Here is an 18,142-nt window from a genome sequence, read left to right on the forward strand (position 1 = left end):
GCGTAGCGAAACCATGGTGTTCATCCCTCCGAAAGTTGTTTGTGGACAGGGTCGTTGGCAGATTGCGGCGGTGCGCCCCCGGATTCGACGAGCTCGAGTTCTGCGGCTATCCGCGCCTTCCACGCGGCCCGTCGGCTGCGTCGACAGTCGTCGGCGACCCTCGGTTCGAAGACCTCCGCGGCGGCGAGCGTGGACGCCGCCTCGGCCAGCGAATTCCACAGCAGTCCGTCGGCGCCGGCCATGAACGCGGCCCCCCGAAGACTGGCCACGCCGGAGTCCGGCAGGCGTCGCATCGCAATCCCGGTCAGGTCGGCCTGCATCTGGATGAGCGGATCGCTCGACGACAAGCCGCCGCCGACCACGATGTGCGTTACGTCGAGCCCCGCGACCTCCGCGTTGGCCTCCGCGGAGTCAGCCACGGATTGCGCGATACCCTCCAGAACCGCGTACGCCACCTCCGCGCGCGTGCTCGACATGGAGAACCCGGTCAGCGACGCCCTGACCCGTGATTCCACCACCGGTGTCCGAATCCCCGCCAACGCGGGAACAAATACGATCCCATTCGACGTGGTGGTCGAGGCCGCGAGCTTGCTGATCGACTGCGCGGAATCGAACCAGCCCAGCGTGTTGCACACCCAGTCGAGGGCGGACCCCGAGGTGGCGGTGAACGTCTCGACCGCATAGACGGTCTCCTGTTTTCTGCGCCACCCGGTCACCGTGAGCGTCCCGGGACGGAGAGCGGACCGGACGGGCGGCTCGGTTCCGGTGATCAGGTCCACGAAGCTGCCCGTGCCGTGCACGCACATCGCCTGCCCCTGCTCCAGACAGCCGAGGCCGATCGCACCGGCGTGCTGGTCGCCCATGGCCGCGAGGATGGGGGCCGAGACCCCGATTTTGGCCGGGTCGGTGTGCCCCAGGAAGTCCGCGTCCTGCCGCAGCTCCGGCAAGAGCTCGAGCGGGAATCCGAGCGCGGCGATCCAGTCCCGGTGGTAGGCGTGCTCGGCCAGCACGTATCCCCCGGCCGAGGTGACATTGGTGGCGGTGGCCGCGTAGGTGCGCTCGACCGCGAGATTCCACAGCAGCCAGGTCTCGATGGTTCCGAATCCGAGCCGACCCGCCCGATGGGCTTGTGCCACCCCAGGGTCTTCGCGCACCTTGTGCGCGGCCCACAGGTAGGGCGACCGCACGCCGGTCGGGCGGCCCACCTCGGCCATCAACGCGCGGTCCCACTCCGGGCCAAGTGCCGCGAGTTCGTCCGCGTGTCGGCAGTCCTGCCAGACCATCGCGGGAGCCAGAGCGCGCCCGGTAGCGGTGTCCCACAGCACCGCCGTCGCCCGCTGAGTGGCCAGCGCCACCGCTGCGATACTCACACCGGCCGCCGCTGCGCGGGCGGCCGCAGCTCTGCACACCTCGAATGTCTTTTCCAGAATCTCGCCGGCGTCCTGTTCGACCACACCGAATCGCGGTGTCGATACCGCGAGCCGACGGTATTCCAGATCGTGCACGATACCGTCGGCGGTGACCCAGGCCGCGCGGGTTCCCGTCGTCCCCTCGTCGATTGCGAGAATGGCGGTCGAACTCATACTCGAACCCCGTTCTGCACGGCCGCGCCGTCGGCGCCCGGCTCGTAGTCCTCGGATCGGGCGAACCTGGGTGCATCCTGCTCTTCGTCAGGGCTGACTGCGGCTCGGGTCGGATCCCACGTGATCACGCAGCACACGATGCACGCGAGCAGCGGAGCCACGGAGAGGATCAGGAACGTCGGTCCGAGCCCCAGGTGCGACCGCAGGATCGGGAAGATCAGCAGTCCGAGTGCGGCGCTGGCGCTTCCGATCGCGCCGATCACTCCGTTGGCCCCAGCGCGCAGTTCAGAGCGGAACGACAGTGAGGACAGTGTCTTGCCATTGGCCCCGGGGCCTGCTGAGTGGAACAGGATGAACAACGACGGGATGAGGAAGCCGAGCACCAGCGGAAGATGCGCATGCCAGATACCCAAGACCACCAGCATGACGAATACCGCGCCGAACCCCAGCGCGGACGCTCGACGCAACCCGAGCCGCTCGCCGATCTTCGGGGACAGGAAACCGCCGACAATTCCGAACACATTGAAGACGAGCGCACCGATGGTCGCCACGGTAAAGCTCTGCCCGAAGAGCGCAAGGCCGATAATCGGCAAGTACCATCCGACGGCAAAATACTGAATGGACTGCCCCATCTGCACGGTGCCCGCCAAGATCGTGCGGCGCAGGTAGATCCCCCGGAATATCAGGGCCACGTTCGCCAATCCCCGATCGGCCCGGTTGCGAATCGGGGTCCGATCGCGCGCCGGCGCCGCCGTGAATTCCTCGCCGTAGATCTTGGTCATCGACTCGGCCGCCTGTTCCAGGCGACCCTTACGGGCCGCCCACATGGGGCTCTCGACCATGTACCGCGCCTGCGCAACCAGCAGCGCCAGCGCCACCACACCCGCCGAGCCGACCGCGTACCGCCAGATCGCGTCGCCGACACCGAGATTGTAGAACCCGATCGTCAGAATCAGGTTGCTGCAGACCGCGGTGTACCAGATGCCCTGCCACGTGTTCAACCGACTCTTGAAGCGCGCCGGAGTGAATTCGGCCAGCAGCGCCATCGCAATCGCGAAGTCGATCCCATAGGCGGCGCCGACGAAGAACCGCCCTATGAGCACAACCTCGAAGCTGGGTGCAAAGGCGCAACAGGCCGCGCCGATGACCGACAGGAACTTCGCCAGGATCAGCGGCCGCACTCGGCCCGACCGATCCGCCATCCAGCCACCGAGAGGATTGAAGGCGACGGCAACCCACGATGCGAATGACGTCAGAACCGCTACCTGGGTGGCGCCGAGGTGCATGTCCCGCGTCATGGGGCCGAGTCCCGCGCTCAGCGCCGAGTTGGCGAACGCATCGAGGAACAGCCCGCCGAGGGCCAGCCACCAGATGACGCCTGCGCGGCCCGCGATCCGAGGTTGTTCGTCGATATAGGACACGACGTCGTGAACGCCACGAAGTACTTTGTTGGACACGATGCCCGGCCTCTCTGCCGGGAGACCGCTCTGTCGCAGGCTATACCGCAAAAAAGGGCAGACTGAAGCCTCCAACAGGAGGTCTCCATTCTTACCCTGGTTCTGGGATGTTAATCACACGAGGGCAGAGATTGCAAGGGGTCGGTGATGCTATGCCCACGCGCCGACAGCGGCTCCCCGCACAGCGGACACGGCGGCCGCCCCGCCGCATGCTCGCCCGGCTCGGCGGTCCGAAGGGGCTGGTAGCCCGCATCGGACGCCACCTTCCTCGGCGCACCGCGAAGTTCACGACCTTGTCGGACCGGCGACTTACGATCGAGCTCGAGCCCGCACCGATGAATCTGCGTCGCCGGCGACGTCGATAGAGGTGGGGACCGAACCGAGGAGGATCGCGTGGACCTACCGGTCATGCCACCTGTGCGGCCGATGCTGGCGAAAACGGCGCCCTCGGTGCCACGAGAGCCGGGCCTGAGTTATGAACCGAAATGGGATGGTTTTCGCTGCGTCGTGTTCCGTGACGGCGATGAGGTGGAACTCGGTTCACGCAATGACCGGCCACTGACCCGCTATTTTCCGGAGGTCGCCGAACTCCTGAAGGCGGCGCTGCCGGATAAATGCGTGGTGGACGGGGAAATCGTGGTGGTCACCGACCAGGGACTCGATTTCGATACCCTGCAGAACCGGCTGCATCCGGCGGCCTCACGCGTCAACAAGCTGGCCAAGGAAACACCGGCCAGCTTTGTCGCCTTCGATCTGCTCGCCCTCGGCGATAAGGATCTGACCGGCGAACCGTTCGTCGAACGCCGGCGGTTGCTCGAGACCATTCTCGGTACCGAGCTCGCCCGGGTGCATCTGACCCCGATCACCCAGGATCCCGATATCGCCGAGGACTGGTTCACCCGCTTCGAGGGCGCCGGATTCGACGGCGTCATGGTCAAGGCCGACGATCTGGCGTATCTGCAGGACAAGCGGGTGATGCTCAAGGTCAAGCACGAGCGAACCGCGGACTGTGTGGTGGCCGGTTTCCGCTGGCACAAGGATGGCGAAGGCATCGGATCGCTGCTGCTCGGACTGTTCGACGATGAGGGCAATCTGCACCACGTCGGGGTGGCGAGCAGTTTCACGGCGGCCAAGCGCAAGTCACTGGTGGAAGAGCTGAAACCGTTGCGGGACAACGCATTGGCGAACCACCCGTGGCGCGAATGGGCGGATGCGGCGGCGCAGGCCAAGGCCGACGGCAAGATGCCCGGCGGGGTGAGCCGGTGGACCGGCGGCAAGGATCTGTCCTGGGAAGCACTGCGCCCGGAACTGGTCGCCGAGGTTCGCTACGAACATGTGCAGTCGGGCCGATTGCGCCACGGCGGCAGGCTCGTTCGCTTCCGCACCGACCGCACCCCTGAATCGTGTACCTACGCCCAGCTCGACGAGGTCGCACCGGCCGAGTTGAGTTCCATTTTCAGCGCAGCCCGGGGGCAGTGATGGGTGAATCGATCGATATCGAGGTGGATGGCAGATCCGTCGCCATCAGCAATCCCGGCAAGGTCTATTTCACCAAACGCGGTGAGACGAAACTCGATCTCGTCCGGTACTACCAGGCCGTCGCCGAGCCGTTTCTGAAAGTGGTCCGCGATCGGCCGTTACTGCTCGAGCGGTATCCCGACGGGGCCTCGGGTAAGTCGTGGTTTCAGAAGCGGGTGCCGAAATCCGCGCCGGATTGGCTGCACACGGTCGAAGTCGCCACGCCCAATGGCACCACCAGCGATGCCCTGGTGGCACACGATCTCGCACATATTCTGTGGGCGGTCAATCAGGGCTGCCTCGGCTTCCACGTCTGGCCCAATCACATCGGCGATCTGAATATCGCCGATGAACTGCGCATCGATCTGGATCCCTCCCCCGGCATCACCTTCGACGATCTCAAATACGCCGCGGTGCTGACCCGTGAGCTGTTCACCGAACTCGGCATCGATTCCCGGATCAAAACCTCCGGCTCGCGTGGACTGCATATTTACGTTGCGCTGGAACCGAAATGGGACGGCTATCAGGTGCGCGCCGCGGCGGTCGCGCTGGCCAGGGAACTGGAGCGGCGGCATCCGGACCGGATCACCGCGCAGTGGTGGAAGGAGGAGCGCGGCGCCCGCGTCTTCATCGACTTCAACCAGAATGCCCCGCACAAAACGGTTTTCGGTGCGTGGTGTGTGCGGCCGAAGGTCGGTGCGCAGGTGTCCACCCCGATCTCCTGGTCCGATCTGGATACCGTCGTCCCCGAGGAATTGACCATCGCCACGGTGCCTGCGCGGCTGGCCGAATTCGGTGACCCGTGGGCGGACCGCCCGACGCAATCCATCGAGCCGCTGCTGAAAATGTCGGAGCGGGATATGGCCTCCGGGCTCATGGACGCGCCATGGCCGCCGCAATATCCGAAGATGCCCAATGAGCCGCCGCGGGTGCAGCCCAGCCGGGCCAAGAAGGTCGATCCGGAAGGCTAGTTACCGAAGGGCTATTCGGTCCAGAGCACCCACACCTTGCTCTCACAGGTGAGTGCGCGTCCGTCCGCCGTGCGGGCACTCTTCGTTGATCCATCGCATTTCGTTCCGGCCTCCGCGACGGTGCCCCCGATGGTGTACGGACCGTTCCATTGGTAGACACCGCCGCTGGCCAGGCATAGCAGGGTGGAGCCGTCCGCACCGGTGCCGATGCGGCCCGGCTCGGTGCACACCGTGCCCTTCTTCGGAGTCGCCGTCGACGGGGCGGTCGTCGTGACCGGGGGCGCGACCACGGTCGGCGCCACCGTGGGCTGCGGGACGGCGGTCTGGGCGATGGTCGAGGGCAGCGCGACACTCGACACGGTAGGAGTACGGTCCACCCCGGACAGCGCATCGGAGAAGTTGCCGCCGGACAGCACGACATATCCCGCGATGCCGACCACCTCGATCACACCCAGCAGCAGCGCACAGACCGCCATCGTCTTGCCGCGCGGATGGCTGAAGGCGATGAATCCGAAGACGATCGCGACCGGAAACAGGCCGAGCAGGGCGGCAACCAACGCGACGACCGCGTACGGATTGACGATGGGCGGAACCTCGACCCGTAGCCGACCGGCCCGGCGGCTCCGGTTCGCCGGCTCGGTCTCGGGCCAGCGCTCGGTGGGGTCCGGGTCCGGCCACCGGCCGACCGGCCCCATCTCCGGCTCGTACTCCTCCGGCTGCGCCTCCGGCCAGCGCTCGCGCTCACGGTTGTCCGTCCGTGCCATTCAGGTCCCTCTTCCACACCACCAAACCGCGCAGGAACCACGAACTGCCCGGACCCGCCCCGATACCGACAAAGGATAGGGGCCATTGGCCGCAGCATCATCCGAAACGGCCCATCAATCGTCATCAAACCGTAATCGCGAATGCCGCCATGTCAAACCGGACCGTACTCCCACCCGGGAGGTCGGATTCGACATGGCCCGCCCGTCAGCCGGAGTAACAAACCGGCAAACACCACTCGCGAATGGCGAAATGAGGTGGATCCTGGTTACACGGCGAGCGACATGCTGTGAATTCCAGTTCAGGAGGATCCATGCGCGGTGAAACGGATTCGACCAGAGACCGAACCCGGCCGTGGCATTCCCACGCGGGCGATCTACTCGGTGACGACTACAACGTTCCCGGCATCATTCTTTGTGCCCTGGGTGTCGTCGCCATGGCGTGCACCCTCACCGCGGCCGGTTACGGCTTCACCGGATGGACGCAGATCGGCGCGATAGCAACGGCGAGTTTGTGGATCACGGGCATCGGCGCGTTACTGGTGGAACATCACCGGGAGCAAGTCATCGAGTTGAAGTACGGACGGCGCGGGCACGCGCCAGGACATGTGCGGCCGCTGCGCTACAGCGGCACCGAGCGCAGGATCTCGGCGGGTGAAACCAAGTCCGAGTTGACGAGTCGGCAGTAGCGACCGCTCGCGGAGTCATTCGAAACCACACCCGATGCCGAAGGCTGATCGCGGCTCAGCGCCCGCCGTCCACCTTCGGCATTGTTTCGGTCATCAGCGTCATCAACATGTCCGCCAGTAAGACGTGCACCTGTTCGCGGGTGAGCGTGCCGCGGGTGATCCATTCCCGGCCCGCGACCTTCACCAGACCACCGAATGCGCGGACCATGGCCCGCAATTCGGCACTGTGCGCCGATTCCGCGCGCCCGACCATCAGCAGCATCCGCTCGGCGGCCGCATCATCCGCCTGATCCAGGATGTGCTGCACCTCCGGATCGTCGCCGACCCCCTCATGGCTGGTCACCTTGACCCAGGTGCTGCCGTGTTCGGAGATCACATCCAGCAGCCAGTGCACACTCGCGTCGACGCGCTCACGATCGGTACCGGTCGGCGCGACCATATCGTCGAGGCGCGGCAGCGTGACCATCCGCCGCACCACCGCGAGATATAGGTCGCGCTTATTGCCGAAGTAATGGTTGATCAGACCGCGCGCGACCCCGGCGCGTTGTGCGAGTTCCGCGGTGGACACCGCCGCATACGGCCGTTCGCCGAACATGTCGATCGCGCATTCGAGGATCTGCGCGCGGCGTTCGTCCGGCTCCAGCCTGCGTCTGCGCGGCTGCGCCTCGGTGTTGTTTCGAGCGATCCGCAAGCGATCGCCTGCGGCGATCTCAGAGTGACCTGGCAATGAGATCCTTCATCACCTCGTTGCTGCCCGCGAGGATGCGCAGTACGCGGGCACCGGTGTAGAGCTGGGAAATCGGATACTCCGTCATGTAGCCGTAGCCGCCGAACAGTTGCAGGCAGCGATCGACCACAATACCGAGTTGATCGGTGAGCCAATACTTCGACATCGCAGCAGTGGGAATATCGAGTTCGCCGCGCAGATGCTGCACGATGCAGTCGTCCAGGAAGATCCGGCTCACCTTGGCGATGGTCGCGCATTCGGCCATCTCGAATTTCGTGTTCTGCATCGCGAACAGCGGCTTGCCGAAGGCCTCACGTCCCTTGGTGTAGTCGACGGTCAGCCGCACGGCCTGCTCCATCATGGCGACCGCGATGATGCCGGTCACCAGTCGCTCCTGGGCCAGCAGCTGCATCATCTGATAAAAGCCCTGGCCTTCGGCCTCGCCGAGGAGGTTCGAGACGGGCACGCGCAAGCCGTCGAAGAACAGTTCGGCGGTGTCCTGGGCCTTGCCGCCGATCTTGTTGAGGATGCGGCCGCGCTTGAAGCCCGGGGTGTCGTCGCCGACCTCGGCGAAGATCAGGGATACGCCCGCCGCGCCCTTGGTGGGGTCGGTCTTGGCGGCGATGATGATGCCATCACAGAGCCAGCCGTTGGTAATGAAGATCTTCGAGCCGGTGATGACGTATTCATCGCCCTCGCGGACCGCGCGGGTCTTGATGTTCTGCAGATCCGAGCCGGTGCCCGGTTCGGTCATGCCGATGGACAGCACCATTTCACCGGTCGCAGCCTTGGGCAGCACCCGCTGCTTGAGGTCCGCGGTGCCGAAGCGGTGGATATAGGGCGCGATGATCGAGCTGTGCACCGGCATGCCGAGCGCGCCGTCACCCGCGAATGCCTGTTCCTCGATAATGGCGGCCTCGTGCGCGAAAGTGCCACCGCCACCGCCATATTCGGCCGGGATGGCGGTGCACAGCAGGCCGAGTTCACCAGCCCGGTTGTACAGCGCGCGGTCGGGATGTCCCTGCGCGACGAACTTCTCCTCGTGCGGGACGACCTCCCTCTCGAAGAAGGTTCTCGCTAGTTCCCGGACCGCCTCGACCTCGTCGTCACTCCATGCGGCGCGTGCCATCGCATAAATCCTTTGCTCATGCGCGCAGGCCTGCTCGCCCGCGTCTCGCCATCAGATTCGCGCACTATTGGCATGATGTCAACAAAGCGGGCACGCGACAGGTACGGGCGGGGGTACCAGGATGGAATGCGGATCAGCCGGTCGGCCGCTGCGCCTGGTTGACGACCGCGAGCGAGGTGAAGATCGGGGTATCGGGATCGGCCGAAATGCCCTGCCGACGTAGGAATCCGTCGATCAGGCCCCAGACGAATTCGGAGGCCTGCTCGACGAATTCGGCCGTACCGCCGGGACGCTCGGAATCGGCTTCGCCGAGCCACAGGTCGGTGACCGCGACGACGACACCGACGACCGCGCGAGCGAGATAGTCGATGCCGGCGGCATCGATCGGGATGGACTCGGCGACTTTGCGCGCCTGCCCGGCGAATCGGCCCGCGGCCGCGCGACCGAGATCGAATTGCAGTACCGAACCGTCCGCATGCTGGGTGACATGCGCCTGGCCCAGAAACCGAAAGACGTTGGGGTGCTGGAGGATACTGTCGGCATAGCCGCTGAGCACGCGACGCAGCGCGACCCGCGGCGGTTGCAGCATCAGTGTCAGATCATTTCCCGCGGCGGCTCCAGCCGATTTCGCCATCCGGTTGCCGATCTCGGTGTAGAGGTCGGCCTTATCGGCGAACTGGCGGTACAGGCGCGGCTTGGTAATCCTGGCCTCGCGGGCGATGTCGTCCATGCTCGGGTGCGGGCCGTCGCGATCGATCACCCGAATGGCCGCGTCGACGATCTCCTCGCGGGTGATCGTCCGCGGCACGGATCTATCCGGACGGGCCATGGTCCGGAGCATACACGTACCGGCGGTACGCACTTTTGTGCCGCGCAAATCCCTGGTCGACAGCGCGGTATGGGTGACCGACTTCATAGTCGACGCAGGTTTCGACCCATTGCTTCAGGTGCATTCGTACTGTCAGTATCGGGTCACGTACCGGCGGTACACAGGCAGCATCCAGCGCATCGATCGAGGCAACAAGATGACCGAACAGCTCGACTCAGCCGACCCGACCGGCGCCCGGCAGCCACACCGACAGTCGACCGTGGACGGGGCACACGGTGCACTTGCCGTCTTCGAATGGGGCGCGGTCGACGCCGAACCTCTGGTACTGGTGCACGGCCTGTCCGACACACACCTGGTGTGGTCGGCGGTGGCGGCGCTGCTCGCCGACGGATTCCGGGTCATCGCCTATGACGTGCGCGGGCACGGTCGATCGGCGAAACCCGGTGCGCCGCAGGACTATCGACTCGAATCGCTGGCCGAGGACTTCTTCGCGCTGATCGATGTGGTCAGCCCGAAGCGGGCGGTGCACGTCTGCGGACACGGCTGGGGTGCGGTGCAGGCCTGGGAGGCGGTCTGCGATCCGCGCGCCAATACCCGCATTGCCTCGTTCACCGCGGTCGCCGGTCCGAATCTCGATCACGTCGGCCTGACACTGCGCGAGTTGGCGGCGCAGCCGGGTCGCGCGCTGCGACTGATCGCCGACCCGAAGTTCCGGCGACACGGGGCCGGATCGGCCCGGACCGCGGCGCAGCGGATCGCCTATCCGCCCCGGGTGCGCACCTGGTTGATCGACCAGCTCGGCGGCATCGCCCGCGCGTACGCGCCCCTCGCCCCGACCTGGCGCGCGGATCTGGCGGCGGGCGCGTGGATCGCCGCGGCCAATCTCGCACACCGTTTGCTGTGGCCGCGCGAGCGCACCACCGCGGTGCCGGTGCAACTGGTCGTCGACACCACCGATGTACTCGTGCCACCGTTCCTCTACTACGGCAGTGCGCGCTGGGTGGACCGGCTGTGGCGCTGCCCGATTCCGGCCGATCACTGGCTGCCGGTGACCGAACCGCTGCTCGTGGCCGAGGCCATCGCCAACTTCGTCGAGGATCTGCGCGCCGCGAATACCAGCATTCCGCACCAGTGACACCGAAATCCATGAGCGGAGCGCAATCTTCATGCTCGACGCAGCCAGCACACCCACCAGTGGCGGTCGGTCTGGATCGCCGGGCAAATGAACGAGATGGTACTTTGCGCGCATGACCGGACCGGGGGAACAGCAGAATCAGCCCAACGACGCCTGGTGGGCGCAGGAGCAGCCACCGCAGGCGCCGCAGTATTCACAATCGGATCCGACGATGGTCGGGCAGCCCGGTTTGCAAGTGCCACCGCAGCCCGTGGCTCCGGCGGCGGGGCAACAGGCCGGCCCCGCCGAGCAGCAGCCCGCTGATCCGACACTGCTGCGGCAGCCGTTCGACCAGCCAGGGGCCGCGCCCGCCGGATATCAATCGGGCACGGGCTATCAGCAGCCGGGATATCACCAGTCCACACCCGGATATCCGCAGCCGGGATTCCAGCAGGCGCCGAGCACGCCCGGATTCCCGCAGGCCGCACCGGGTTTCCAGCAGCCGACGCCCGGATTCCCGCAGGGGGCACCAGGATTCGAGCAGCCCGCTCCCGGATTCCCGCAGGGGGCACCAGGATTCGAGCAGCCCGCTCCCGGATTCCAGCAGAGCGCACCGGGATTCCAACAGCCCGGCGCCGGATTCCAGCCCGCGCCGGGATTCCCCCAGCAGGCGCCCGGATACCCACAGCCACCCAAATCCGGTGGTAAAGGCTGGCTTTGGGCGCTCGGCGCGATCGTGCTCACCTCCGCGGTCTGGGCGGTCGCCATGTTCGCGATCGGCGCCTTCGACGCGGGCAAGGCCGATATCAGCAAGGACGCCGACCTGCGCGGCTACAAGTACATCGAGAATCTCTGCGATATCACCGACACCTCGCCGTACACCAGCGCTGGCTTCACCCTGTCGAAGTCCGATTCCTCGGGCGAGACCTACCCGAAGCACGACGGCTCCAAGCACGCGGCGGTCGATTCAATGGGCTGCGATGTTCGCTTCGCCCCGTCCGGATCGAGTGAGAAATACGACTACGCCGCGATCTATACCAGCGCGCAAGTGCACAAGCAGTCCAACCCGGGGCCGGAATTCACCGCATCGTACGAGACCTGGACGCAGAGCGAATACGGCAAGGACTCGAAGGTCGAGAAGGTCTCCGGGCTCGGCGACGAGGCGTATGTGATCACTGGCAAGCACAAGTCCGACGATCCGACCGCCGATGTCTCCGTGGCCGTGCGCGACGGCTGGACCACCTACCACATCAGCTGGTCGCAGTATTCGTCGAGCACTTCGAGGTCCTCGGGCAAGATCCTCAGTACCGCCGAGGCCACCGAACTGCTGAAGAAGACGGCGAACTCGACAATGAGCAAGCTGCGCAAATAGCTGGCGTCCGGTCGGTGCGGGACCGCCGTGCCGACCGGTCGAAACCGCGAATGCGACAATGAGTGGGTCAACCCCCATGTTCACGAAGGACAAATCCGCATTCCGATGGCCGAGTACACCGCGTCGACGTCTACCCAACCAGCGCCGAGCGGCACTGCCATCGCCCCCGATGAGCTGGCGATCTGCCTGCGGGTGCTGGAACAGGCCGGGCAGTTGGACAAGGACGATCCGGATTCGATCGCGGTGCAACGCGCCGTCGGCCATATGTTCAAGAAGCTCAAGCAGCGCCGCCGGACCGAGGCCAGGGATGCGGTCGCCGAGGCGGACCGCGCGGTGGTCGCCGCGACGGCGACCGGCTCCCCGAACCGGATCGATGACGAGACCGCGGGCATTCCGCTGACCTCGAATGCGGCGGGCGCGAGCGCGGGCACCCTCATCCGGCCGCGGCCCTGCTATATCTGCAAACAGCGCTACACCCGGGTCGACGCGTTTTACCACCAGCTGTGCCCGGACTGCGCGGCGAGCAGCCATGCAAAACGGGACGCCCGTACCGATCTCACCGGGCGACGCGCCCTGCTGACCGGCGGTCGCGCCAAGATCGGCATGTACATCGCGCTGCGGCTACTGCGCGACGGTGCGCACACCACCATCACCACCCGTTTCCCCAATGACGCCATCCGCCGCTTCGCCGCCATGGACGACAGCGCCGACTGGCTGCACCGGCTGCGCATCGTCGGCATCGATCTCCGGGATCCGGCCCAGGTCGTCGCGCTCGCCGACGATGTCGCGGCACAGGGGCCGCTGGACATTCTGATCAACAATGCCGCCCAGACCGTGCGCCGCTCCCCCGGCGCCTACAGCGCACTGGTCGATGCCGAATCCGGTCCGCTGCCCGCTGGCGCGCTGCCGGATGTGGTCACCTTCGGCAAGACCATGCAGGCGCACCCCACCGCTCTCACCGCCTCCCTGACGCCGACGCTGTCCTCCGCCGATGTCGCCGAACTGGCGCTGGTCGCGGGATCGGCCACGCCGGAACGCATTTCGCGCGGCATCGCGATCGACGCCGGTGGTCTGGTGCCGGATCTGGCGCATACCAACAGCTGGGTGCAGACCGTCGGCGAGGTGAATCCGACCGAACTGCTCGAGGTCCAGCTGTGCAATTCGGTGGCACCGTTCATCCTGGTCTCCCGGCTGCGCCCGGTCATGGCGGCCGCCGCGGCCCGCCGCAAGTATGTGGTGAACGTCTCGGCCATGGAGGGCCAGTTCTCCCGCGCGTACAAGGGTGCGGGCCACCCGCACACCAATATGGCCAAGGCCGCGCTGAATATGCTGACCCGCACCAGCGCCCTGGAGATGTTCGAAGAGGACGCCATCCTCATGACCGCCGTGGACACCGGCTGGATCACCGACGAACGCCCGCACTACACCAAGATCCGCCTCGCCGAAGAGGGCTTCCATGCTCCCCTCGACCTGGTCGACGGCGCGGCCCGCGTCTACGACCCGATCGTCCAGGGCGAGACCGGCAACGATCTGTACGGCTGCTTCCTCAAGGACTATCAACCCTCGCCCTGGTGATCCGATCCTCGGCAGACGATCGACCCAGCGGACACTCGAGCCGTCATATCGCACGGATTACGGGACTACGCTGGGCATATGCTTTATCGGCTGCTGGCCGATGCCACCGCCGCGGTGCATTTCGTGTTCGTGGCGTATGTGGTGGTCGGTGGGTTCATGGCGTGGCGCTGGCCCCGCACCATCTGGCTGCATCTGCTCGCGTTCGGGTGGGGGTTCAGCACGGTTCTGTTCGGATTCGTCTGTCCGCTCACGAATTTGGAGAATTGGGCGCGGCATCGGGCCGGTGTGGCCGGGCTGCCGCCGAGCGGGTTCATCGACCACTATCTGACCGGGGTGATCTATCCGGAAAGCGCGTTGGGGTTGGTGCGCGGGTTGGTCGCGGTGTGCGTGGTGGCGTCCTGGGTCGGCTACGTCTGGAGGGTGCGGGCGATGAGGTCGGCGACCTCGGAGACCTTGTCGTCCAAGTAGAAGTGTCCGCCGGGGAAGACGTTGTGCGCGAAGGAGCCGCGGGTGTGCTCGCGCCAGTCCTGGGCCTGCTCTGGTGTCATGGTCGGATCGTCGGTACTGACCAGGGCCGAGACATCGCAGGATAGTGGGGCGCCCTCGCGGTAGCGGTAGGTCTCGATGGCCTGGTAGTCGCTGCGCACAGCGGGTAGCACCAGTTCCGCCAGGCTCGGTTCCTCGCGCAGGATCCGGACCGACGCCGGATCGGTTGCCAGGCGCTCCAGATCGCCGATCAGATCGTCATTCGAGCCGAGGTACAGTCGACCCCGCTCGATGAAAGTCGGGGCGGGGCGGCCGGATACGAACAGCGTCGTCAACGGTTGTCCCTTGCGCTCGAGGCGGCGCGCGGCTTCGAAGGCAACGGTCGCGCCCATGCTGTGACCGAACAGCGAAAGTTGCTGCACCGGGCCCTGATTCAGCACCTCCTCCACGATCCGGTCGACGAGGGTGTCCAGATCGTCAATGGCGGGCTCACCGAGCCGGTCCTGCCGACCCGGGTACTGTACGGCCACGACGGCAACGCCGTCGTCGAGCCGTTCGGCCAGTGCGCGATATGCGGTAACCGAACCACCGCCCGGCGGGAGGCACAGCAGTTGGTGGCGCGGCGCGGGATGCGCTCGCAGCACCCGCAGCCAGTCCGTCGCGACCATGGCTCTGCCCACGTCGATCTCCTTCTCCGTTGAAAGATTCCTCACATTTCCCCGACCGCGATATCGGTCTGCCAACCGCGATGTTTCAGCCGAGATATGTTCCGTACCAATCCAGGACCCGTCGCCAGGCCTCGGCCGCGGCGGTCGGGTTGTAGCGGGGGCCGGTGTCGTTGAAGAAGGCGTGGTCCGCGTTCGGGGCGACGTAGATCTCGTGGGTGAGGCCAGCGCGGTCGAGTGCCGCTTCCGCGGTGGGTCGCGAGGCGATCACCCGTTCGTCCTTGGCGGCGTAGATGCCGAGCACCGCAGCCTTCGAGCCGGTCAGGTCCCCATTCTCCGGGAAGGGGCCGTAAAACGGAGTCGCCGCGGCAAGTGTCGGGGTGCCCGCGGCCAGTAGCAGCCAGACCAGACCGCCGCCGAAGCAAAACCCGGTGGCGCCGACCTTCTTTCCGGGCACCCGGCGCTCCAGTTCGGCGATTCCGGCCTGCAGATCGGCGGTGAACTGCTCCGGCGCGATCTTGCCGAGTTCGGCGGTGGCCGCCGCCGGATCTTTGAAGGCAGCGGTGCCGCCCAGCTCGGAGAGCAGGTCCACGGCCAATGCCGAGTATCCGGCACCCGCGAAACGTCCTGTCACCGAACGGATATGGTCGGTGAGTCCCTTGTTCTCATGGATGACCAGCACACTTCCGCGCGGCTGCGCGGCGGCCGCCCACGCAGCCTGTAGCTGACGACCGCCGGGGCCGGGAAAGGTGATCGCGGTGACCGCGACCGCGCCGTTCACCCCCGGCGGGGCCACCGACGCCGCGGGTGTCGAGCCCGTCGACGCGGAGTTCACCTGATCACCACTGCTCGAGCAGGCGGCGAGCAGGGCGGACGCCGCGGTGGCGCCGACCCCGAGCATTCCCAGTCGGCGCAGTGCTTCGCGGCGGCCGATCAATCCGTCGGCGTGATCGGTGGCAATCTCTTCGGCTATGTAACGCTGCAGCGGCGTCATGGCCCCGACCCTACTACTGCCGCACAACAGCTACTCTCGGTCTGGTGATTGCGCACGAACAGCTGGTCCGTGACTACGAAGCCGGAATCGGTGTCCCGGCCTCCGACACCACCCCATCCGCCGATCCGGGCGGCTGTTTGGCTGCGACGCTGCCGGTTTGGACGCTGGCCGCCGGGTCGGTGGCCGCGGTGACGGCGGCGGCCAACCGCATACGCGACGCACACCACCTGAATCCGGTGGCGCACCGGCTCGATCCGGTCCGGATCACCGCCGCCTTCTCCAGTGAGCGGCTGCTGCGCATGGGCGGTGCGCCCGCGTCGGCATTTGCCGACCTATCCGGATTCTTCCCGACCTTCGACGGCTGGGTCCGCACCCACGCCAACTACCCGCATCATCGCGCGCGACTGCTCGCCGCGCTCGGACTCCCCGATGACGCGCCCGTCGATCTGGCGGTCGCGCAGATGGCGATGAGCCGCGCCAGCGATCTGGAGGAACTCGCCGCCGCGCACGGCGCGATCGCGGTACAGGTGCGCACCGAAGCGGAGTGGGCGGCCAGTCCACAGGGGCAGGCCGCCGCATCGGGTCCGCTGGTGGCGATCGACACCCGGATCGATCGTGGCGAGATCGGCTTGCCGGTCGGCGCATCGCCGTTGCAGCCATTGCGTGGCGTCCGGGTGCTCGATCTGACCCGCGTCATCGCCGGACCGGTGGCGACCAGAACACTGGCGCTGCTCGGTGCCGATGTGCTGCGGATCGACCCGCCGCGACTACCCGAAATCCCCTGGCAGTACGACGACACCTGCCAGGGGAAACGCTCGACGCTGCTCGATCTGCATGCGCAGCTGCCGGTGGTCAATGATCTGCTCGCCGCCGCCGATGTGCTGATCACCGGATATCGGCCCGGCGCGCTGGAACACGCCGGGCTGACCGCCGCCCATCGTCCCGGCCTGGTGCACGGGCGGATATCGGCGTGGGGCGAATCCGGTCCCTGGGGTCAACGCCGCGGTTTCGACAGCATTGTGCAGGCCGCAGCCGGTATCTCGATCATCGAAGGCGCACCCGCGGTGCCCGGGGCGCTGCCCGCGCAGGCACTCGACCACGCCTCCGGCTATCTGCTCGCCGCCGGTGTGATCGATGCGCTCGTCGCCCGCGCCCATGATGGCATCGGACGCGACGTCCGAGTCGCGTTGGCGCGCACCGCTTCCTGGCTCCTCGACGCCTCCGGCCGCACCCCACGGCATCCGCAGGCCGCGGCGCCGAATCCGATGGCGGCGGTCACGCACGGCAATATCACCACCGCGGCGCCGGTGCTCGCCGAATATCCGGACTACGCCTGGCCCGCACCGCGCTACGGTGCGGACCGACCCGCTTGGCCCTTGCCAACGCGGTAGCACCTGCGCGGACCTGCTCCGGGCCGCGGAATATTCGTTTGCGGTCAATCGGCGGTGGCCGATGAAACAGCAAGCGGCGGCGCTGCCCGAACGGCTCGGCGACGCGGTTCTGCTCGCGGCGCGCGCGGCATTCCTGGACGGTGTGCACGTCACCGCGACCATTGCCGGCCCTGCCGCACTGGCACTTTCGGTGATCGCGGCGCCGCGGCTGCGGCACATCCCCGCCGGAGCGCCCCCGGATCAGTCCCGACCGGTCAGGACTCGCGGGCCAGGGCCGCGATGGCCTTGGCCAATCGGGCGCCGTCGGGCAGGTTGTTGCCACTGGCGATGGTCCACAGGATGCCGAGGCCCTGGGTCAGTACGAAATACAGTTCGGCGATCGCCTCTGCGGTGTCCTGATCCAGATCCGGGCGAGATTCCCGCAGCGCCCGACCGAGGTCGGTGTAGGCACCGGTCAGACTGTCATCCATATAGGTCTTCGATTCCGGTGTGCGCGCGACCCGCACCAGATTTTCCAGACTGGCCAGCATGCCCTCGCGGTTGTCCTCGAAAACCTGCGGCATTCCGTCCCACAAGCGGATGAATGCCGCCAGCGGCGGCTGACCGGCGCCGTCGTGGATCAGCGCCTCCATCCGGTCACCGATATCGGTGCCGAGCGCCTGGGCCAGCGCCTCGGTGATCAGCCGATCCTTGGAGCCGAAGTGGTAGCCGATCGCGGCCAGGCTCACACCCGCCGCCGCGGCGATATCACGGGCGGTCGTCTTTGCCACACCACGTTCGATAATGGCCTTACGCGCCCCCGCCAACAGGTCTTCCCGATTTCCCATGATCTCAGCCTACACTTGGCTCAGACATTTGTACTAGACGTTCGTGCCATCTCT

The 18,142-nt window shown here is 66.5% G+C and carries 17 protein-coding genes; 8 read left to right on the top strand and 9 right to left on the bottom strand.

What is annotated here, in order from left to right; translation table 11 throughout:
- Positions 1-20: 20 nt before the first annotated feature.
- Together ACWEO2_RS23350 and ACWEO2_RS23355 are read right to left on the bottom strand one after the other, a co-directional pair.
- Positions 21-1,583, bottom strand: a complete 1,563-nt coding sequence (locus ACWEO2_RS23350) for an FGGY-family carbohydrate kinase (protein WP_452407242.1) — start codon at positions 1,581-1,583, stop codon at positions 21-23.
- Positions 1,580-3,040 carry an MFS transporter gene (locus ACWEO2_RS23355; protein WP_452407243.1) on the bottom strand — a complete coding sequence of 487 codons (1,461 nt, stop codon included), beginning with the start codon at positions 3,038-3,040 and terminating at the stop codon, positions 1,580-1,582. Before ACWEO2_RS23355 ends, ACWEO2_RS23350 begins: the two co-directional genes overlap by 4 nt.
- Positions 3,041-3,433: 393 nt before the next feature.
- On the opposite strand from ACWEO2_RS23355, the gene ACWEO2_RS23360 reads away from it, so the two are divergent.
- Together ACWEO2_RS23360 and ligD are read left to right on the top strand one after the other, a co-directional pair.
- The gene (locus tag ACWEO2_RS23360; protein WP_452407244.1) at positions 3,434-4,519 is read left to right on the top strand and encodes an ATP-dependent DNA ligase; all 1,086 of its coding nucleotides are present in this window, start codon (positions 3,434-3,436) and stop codon (positions 4,517-4,519) included.
- The gene (ligD, locus tag ACWEO2_RS23365) at positions 4,519-5,529 is read left to right on the top strand and encodes a non-homologous end-joining DNA ligase (protein ID WP_452407245.1); all 1,011 of its coding nucleotides are present in this window, start codon (positions 4,519-4,521) and stop codon (positions 5,527-5,529) included. The genes ACWEO2_RS23360 and ligD overlap by 1 nt, the downstream gene beginning before the upstream one ends.
- Before the next feature lie 11 nt (positions 5,530-5,540).
- Here the strand turns inward: ligD and ACWEO2_RS23370 are convergent, their stop codons facing one another.
- On the bottom strand, positions 5,541-6,293 hold the full coding sequence (locus tag ACWEO2_RS23370) for a hypothetical protein (protein WP_452407246.1): 753 nt from the start codon (positions 6,291-6,293) through the stop codon (positions 5,541-5,543).
- 311 nt (positions 6,294-6,604) lie between these two features.
- Between ACWEO2_RS23370 and ACWEO2_RS23375 the strand changes: the two genes are divergently transcribed.
- Entirely contained in the window at positions 6,605-6,979 is a 375-nt protein-coding gene (locus ACWEO2_RS23375) for a hypothetical protein (protein ID WP_452407247.1), read from the top strand.
- A 55-nt stretch (positions 6,980-7,034) separates the two neighbouring features.
- Here ACWEO2_RS23375 and ACWEO2_RS23380 read toward each other — a convergent pair whose 3' ends face one another.
- The 3 genes from ACWEO2_RS23380 to ACWEO2_RS23390 all read right to left on the bottom strand — a co-directional run bounded on the left by ACWEO2_RS23380 (position 7,035) and on the right by ACWEO2_RS23390 (position 9,664).
- Positions 7,035-7,670, bottom strand: a complete 636-nt coding sequence (locus ACWEO2_RS23380; protein ID WP_354956929.1) for a TetR/AcrR family transcriptional regulator — start codon at positions 7,668-7,670, stop codon at positions 7,035-7,037.
- Between the two features lie 19 nt (positions 7,671-7,689).
- Positions 7,690-8,835 (bottom strand): acyl-CoA dehydrogenase family protein, encoded by a 1,146-nt coding sequence (locus ACWEO2_RS23385; protein WP_355186124.1) that lies wholly within the window; start codon positions 8,833-8,835, stop codon positions 7,690-7,692.
- A gap of 133 nt (positions 8,836-8,968) precedes the next feature.
- Positions 8,969-9,664, bottom strand: coding sequence for a TetR/AcrR family transcriptional regulator (locus tag ACWEO2_RS23390; protein ID WP_452407248.1), 696 nt, complete (start codon positions 9,662-9,664; stop codon positions 8,969-8,971).
- Between the two features lie 196 nt (positions 9,665-9,860).
- Between ACWEO2_RS23390 and ACWEO2_RS23395 the strand changes: the two genes are divergently transcribed.
- The 4 genes from ACWEO2_RS23395 to ACWEO2_RS23410 all read left to right on the top strand — a co-directional run bounded on the left by ACWEO2_RS23395 (position 9,861) and on the right by ACWEO2_RS23410 (position 14,193).
- Entirely contained in the window at positions 9,861-10,799 is a 939-nt protein-coding gene (locus tag ACWEO2_RS23395) for an alpha/beta fold hydrolase (protein ID WP_452407249.1), read from the top strand.
- Positions 10,800-10,911: 112 nt separating this feature from the next.
- Positions 10,912-12,150 carry a hypothetical protein gene (locus ACWEO2_RS23400; protein WP_452407250.1) on the top strand — a complete coding sequence of 413 codons (1,239 nt, stop codon included), beginning with the start codon at positions 10,912-10,914 and terminating at the stop codon, positions 12,148-12,150.
- Positions 12,151-12,255: 105 nt separating this feature from the next.
- The gene (locus ACWEO2_RS23405) at positions 12,256-13,725 is read left to right on the top strand and encodes an SDR family NAD(P)-dependent oxidoreductase (RefSeq protein ID WP_452407251.1); all 1,470 of its coding nucleotides are present in this window, start codon (positions 12,256-12,258) and stop codon (positions 13,723-13,725) included.
- A gap of 78 nt (positions 13,726-13,803) precedes the next feature.
- The gene (locus ACWEO2_RS23410; RefSeq protein ID WP_452407252.1) at positions 13,804-14,193 is read left to right on the top strand and encodes a DUF2784 domain-containing protein; all 390 of its coding nucleotides are present in this window, start codon (positions 13,804-13,806) and stop codon (positions 14,191-14,193) included.
- Here the strand turns inward: ACWEO2_RS23410 and ACWEO2_RS23415 are convergent.
- Together ACWEO2_RS23415 and ACWEO2_RS23420 are read right to left on the bottom strand one after the other, a co-directional pair.
- Positions 14,133-14,891 carry a thioesterase II family protein gene (locus ACWEO2_RS23415; protein ID WP_452407253.1) on the bottom strand — a complete coding sequence of 253 codons (759 nt, stop codon included), beginning with the start codon at positions 14,889-14,891 and terminating at the stop codon, positions 14,133-14,135. The two genes, ACWEO2_RS23410 and ACWEO2_RS23415, sit on opposite strands and share 61 nt — an antisense overlap.
- Before the next feature lie 73 nt (positions 14,892-14,964).
- Positions 14,965-15,870, bottom strand: a complete 906-nt coding sequence (locus ACWEO2_RS23420) for a dienelactone hydrolase family protein (protein ID WP_452407254.1) — start codon at positions 15,868-15,870, stop codon at positions 14,965-14,967.
- 44 nt (positions 15,871-15,914) lie between these two features.
- Here ACWEO2_RS23420 and ACWEO2_RS23425 point away from each other — a divergent pair, with 44 nt between their 5' ends.
- Positions 15,915-17,261 (top strand): CoA transferase, encoded by a 1,347-nt coding sequence (locus ACWEO2_RS23425; protein ID WP_452407255.1) that lies wholly within the window; start codon positions 15,915-15,917, stop codon positions 17,259-17,261.
- A gap of 254 nt (positions 17,262-17,515) precedes the next feature.
- On the opposite strand, the gene ACWEO2_RS23430 is transcribed toward ACWEO2_RS23425, so the two are convergent.
- Entirely contained in the window at positions 17,516-18,088 is a 573-nt protein-coding gene (locus tag ACWEO2_RS23430) for a TetR/AcrR family transcriptional regulator (protein ID WP_452407256.1), read from the bottom strand.
- Positions 18,089-18,142: the final 54 nt, after the last annotated feature.

The sequence above is a fragment of the Nocardia sp. NPDC004278 genome (genome assembly GCF_053602975.1).

What these genes read in the sequence shown, in the direction of transcription:
- ACWEO2_RS23350 (WP_452407242.1), bottom strand. Translation starts at nt 1,583, where the DNA reads ATGAGTTCGACCGCCATTCTCGCAATCGACGAGGGGACGACGGGAACC.
- ligD (WP_452407245.1), top strand. Translation starts at nt 4,519, where the DNA reads ATGGGTGAATCGATCGATATCGAGGTGGATGGCAGATCCGTCGCCATC.
- ACWEO2_RS23370 (WP_452407246.1), bottom strand. Translation starts at nt 6,293, where the DNA reads ATGGCACGGACGGACAACCGTGAGCGCGAGCGCTGGCCGGAGGCGCAG.
- ACWEO2_RS23375 (WP_452407247.1), top strand. Translation starts at nt 6,605, where the DNA reads ATGCGCGGTGAAACGGATTCGACCAGAGACCGAACCCGGCCGTGGCAT.
- ACWEO2_RS23385 (WP_355186124.1), bottom strand. Translation starts at nt 8,835, where the DNA reads ATGGCACGCGCCGCATGGAGTGACGACGAGGTCGAGGCGGTCCGGGAA.
- ACWEO2_RS23390 (WP_452407248.1), bottom strand. Translation starts at nt 9,664, where the DNA reads ATGGCCCGTCCGGATAGATCCGTGCCGCGGACGATCACCCGCGAGGAG.
- ACWEO2_RS23395 (WP_452407249.1), top strand. Translation starts at nt 9,861, where the DNA reads ATGACCGAACAGCTCGACTCAGCCGACCCGACCGGCGCCCGGCAGCCA.
- ACWEO2_RS23400 (WP_452407250.1), top strand. Translation starts at nt 10,912, where the DNA reads ATGACCGGACCGGGGGAACAGCAGAATCAGCCCAACGACGCCTGGTGG.
- ACWEO2_RS23405 (WP_452407251.1), top strand. Translation starts at nt 12,256, where the DNA reads ATGGCCGAGTACACCGCGTCGACGTCTACCCAACCAGCGCCGAGCGGC.
- ACWEO2_RS23410 (WP_452407252.1), top strand. Translation starts at nt 13,804, where the DNA reads ATGCTTTATCGGCTGCTGGCCGATGCCACCGCCGCGGTGCATTTCGTG.
- ACWEO2_RS23420 (WP_452407254.1), bottom strand. Translation starts at nt 15,870, where the DNA reads ATGACGCCGCTGCAGCGTTACATAGCCGAAGAGATTGCCACCGATCAC.
- ACWEO2_RS23430 (WP_452407256.1), bottom strand. Translation starts at nt 18,088, where the DNA reads ATGGGAAATCGGGAAGACCTGTTGGCGGGGGCGCGTAAGGCCATTATC.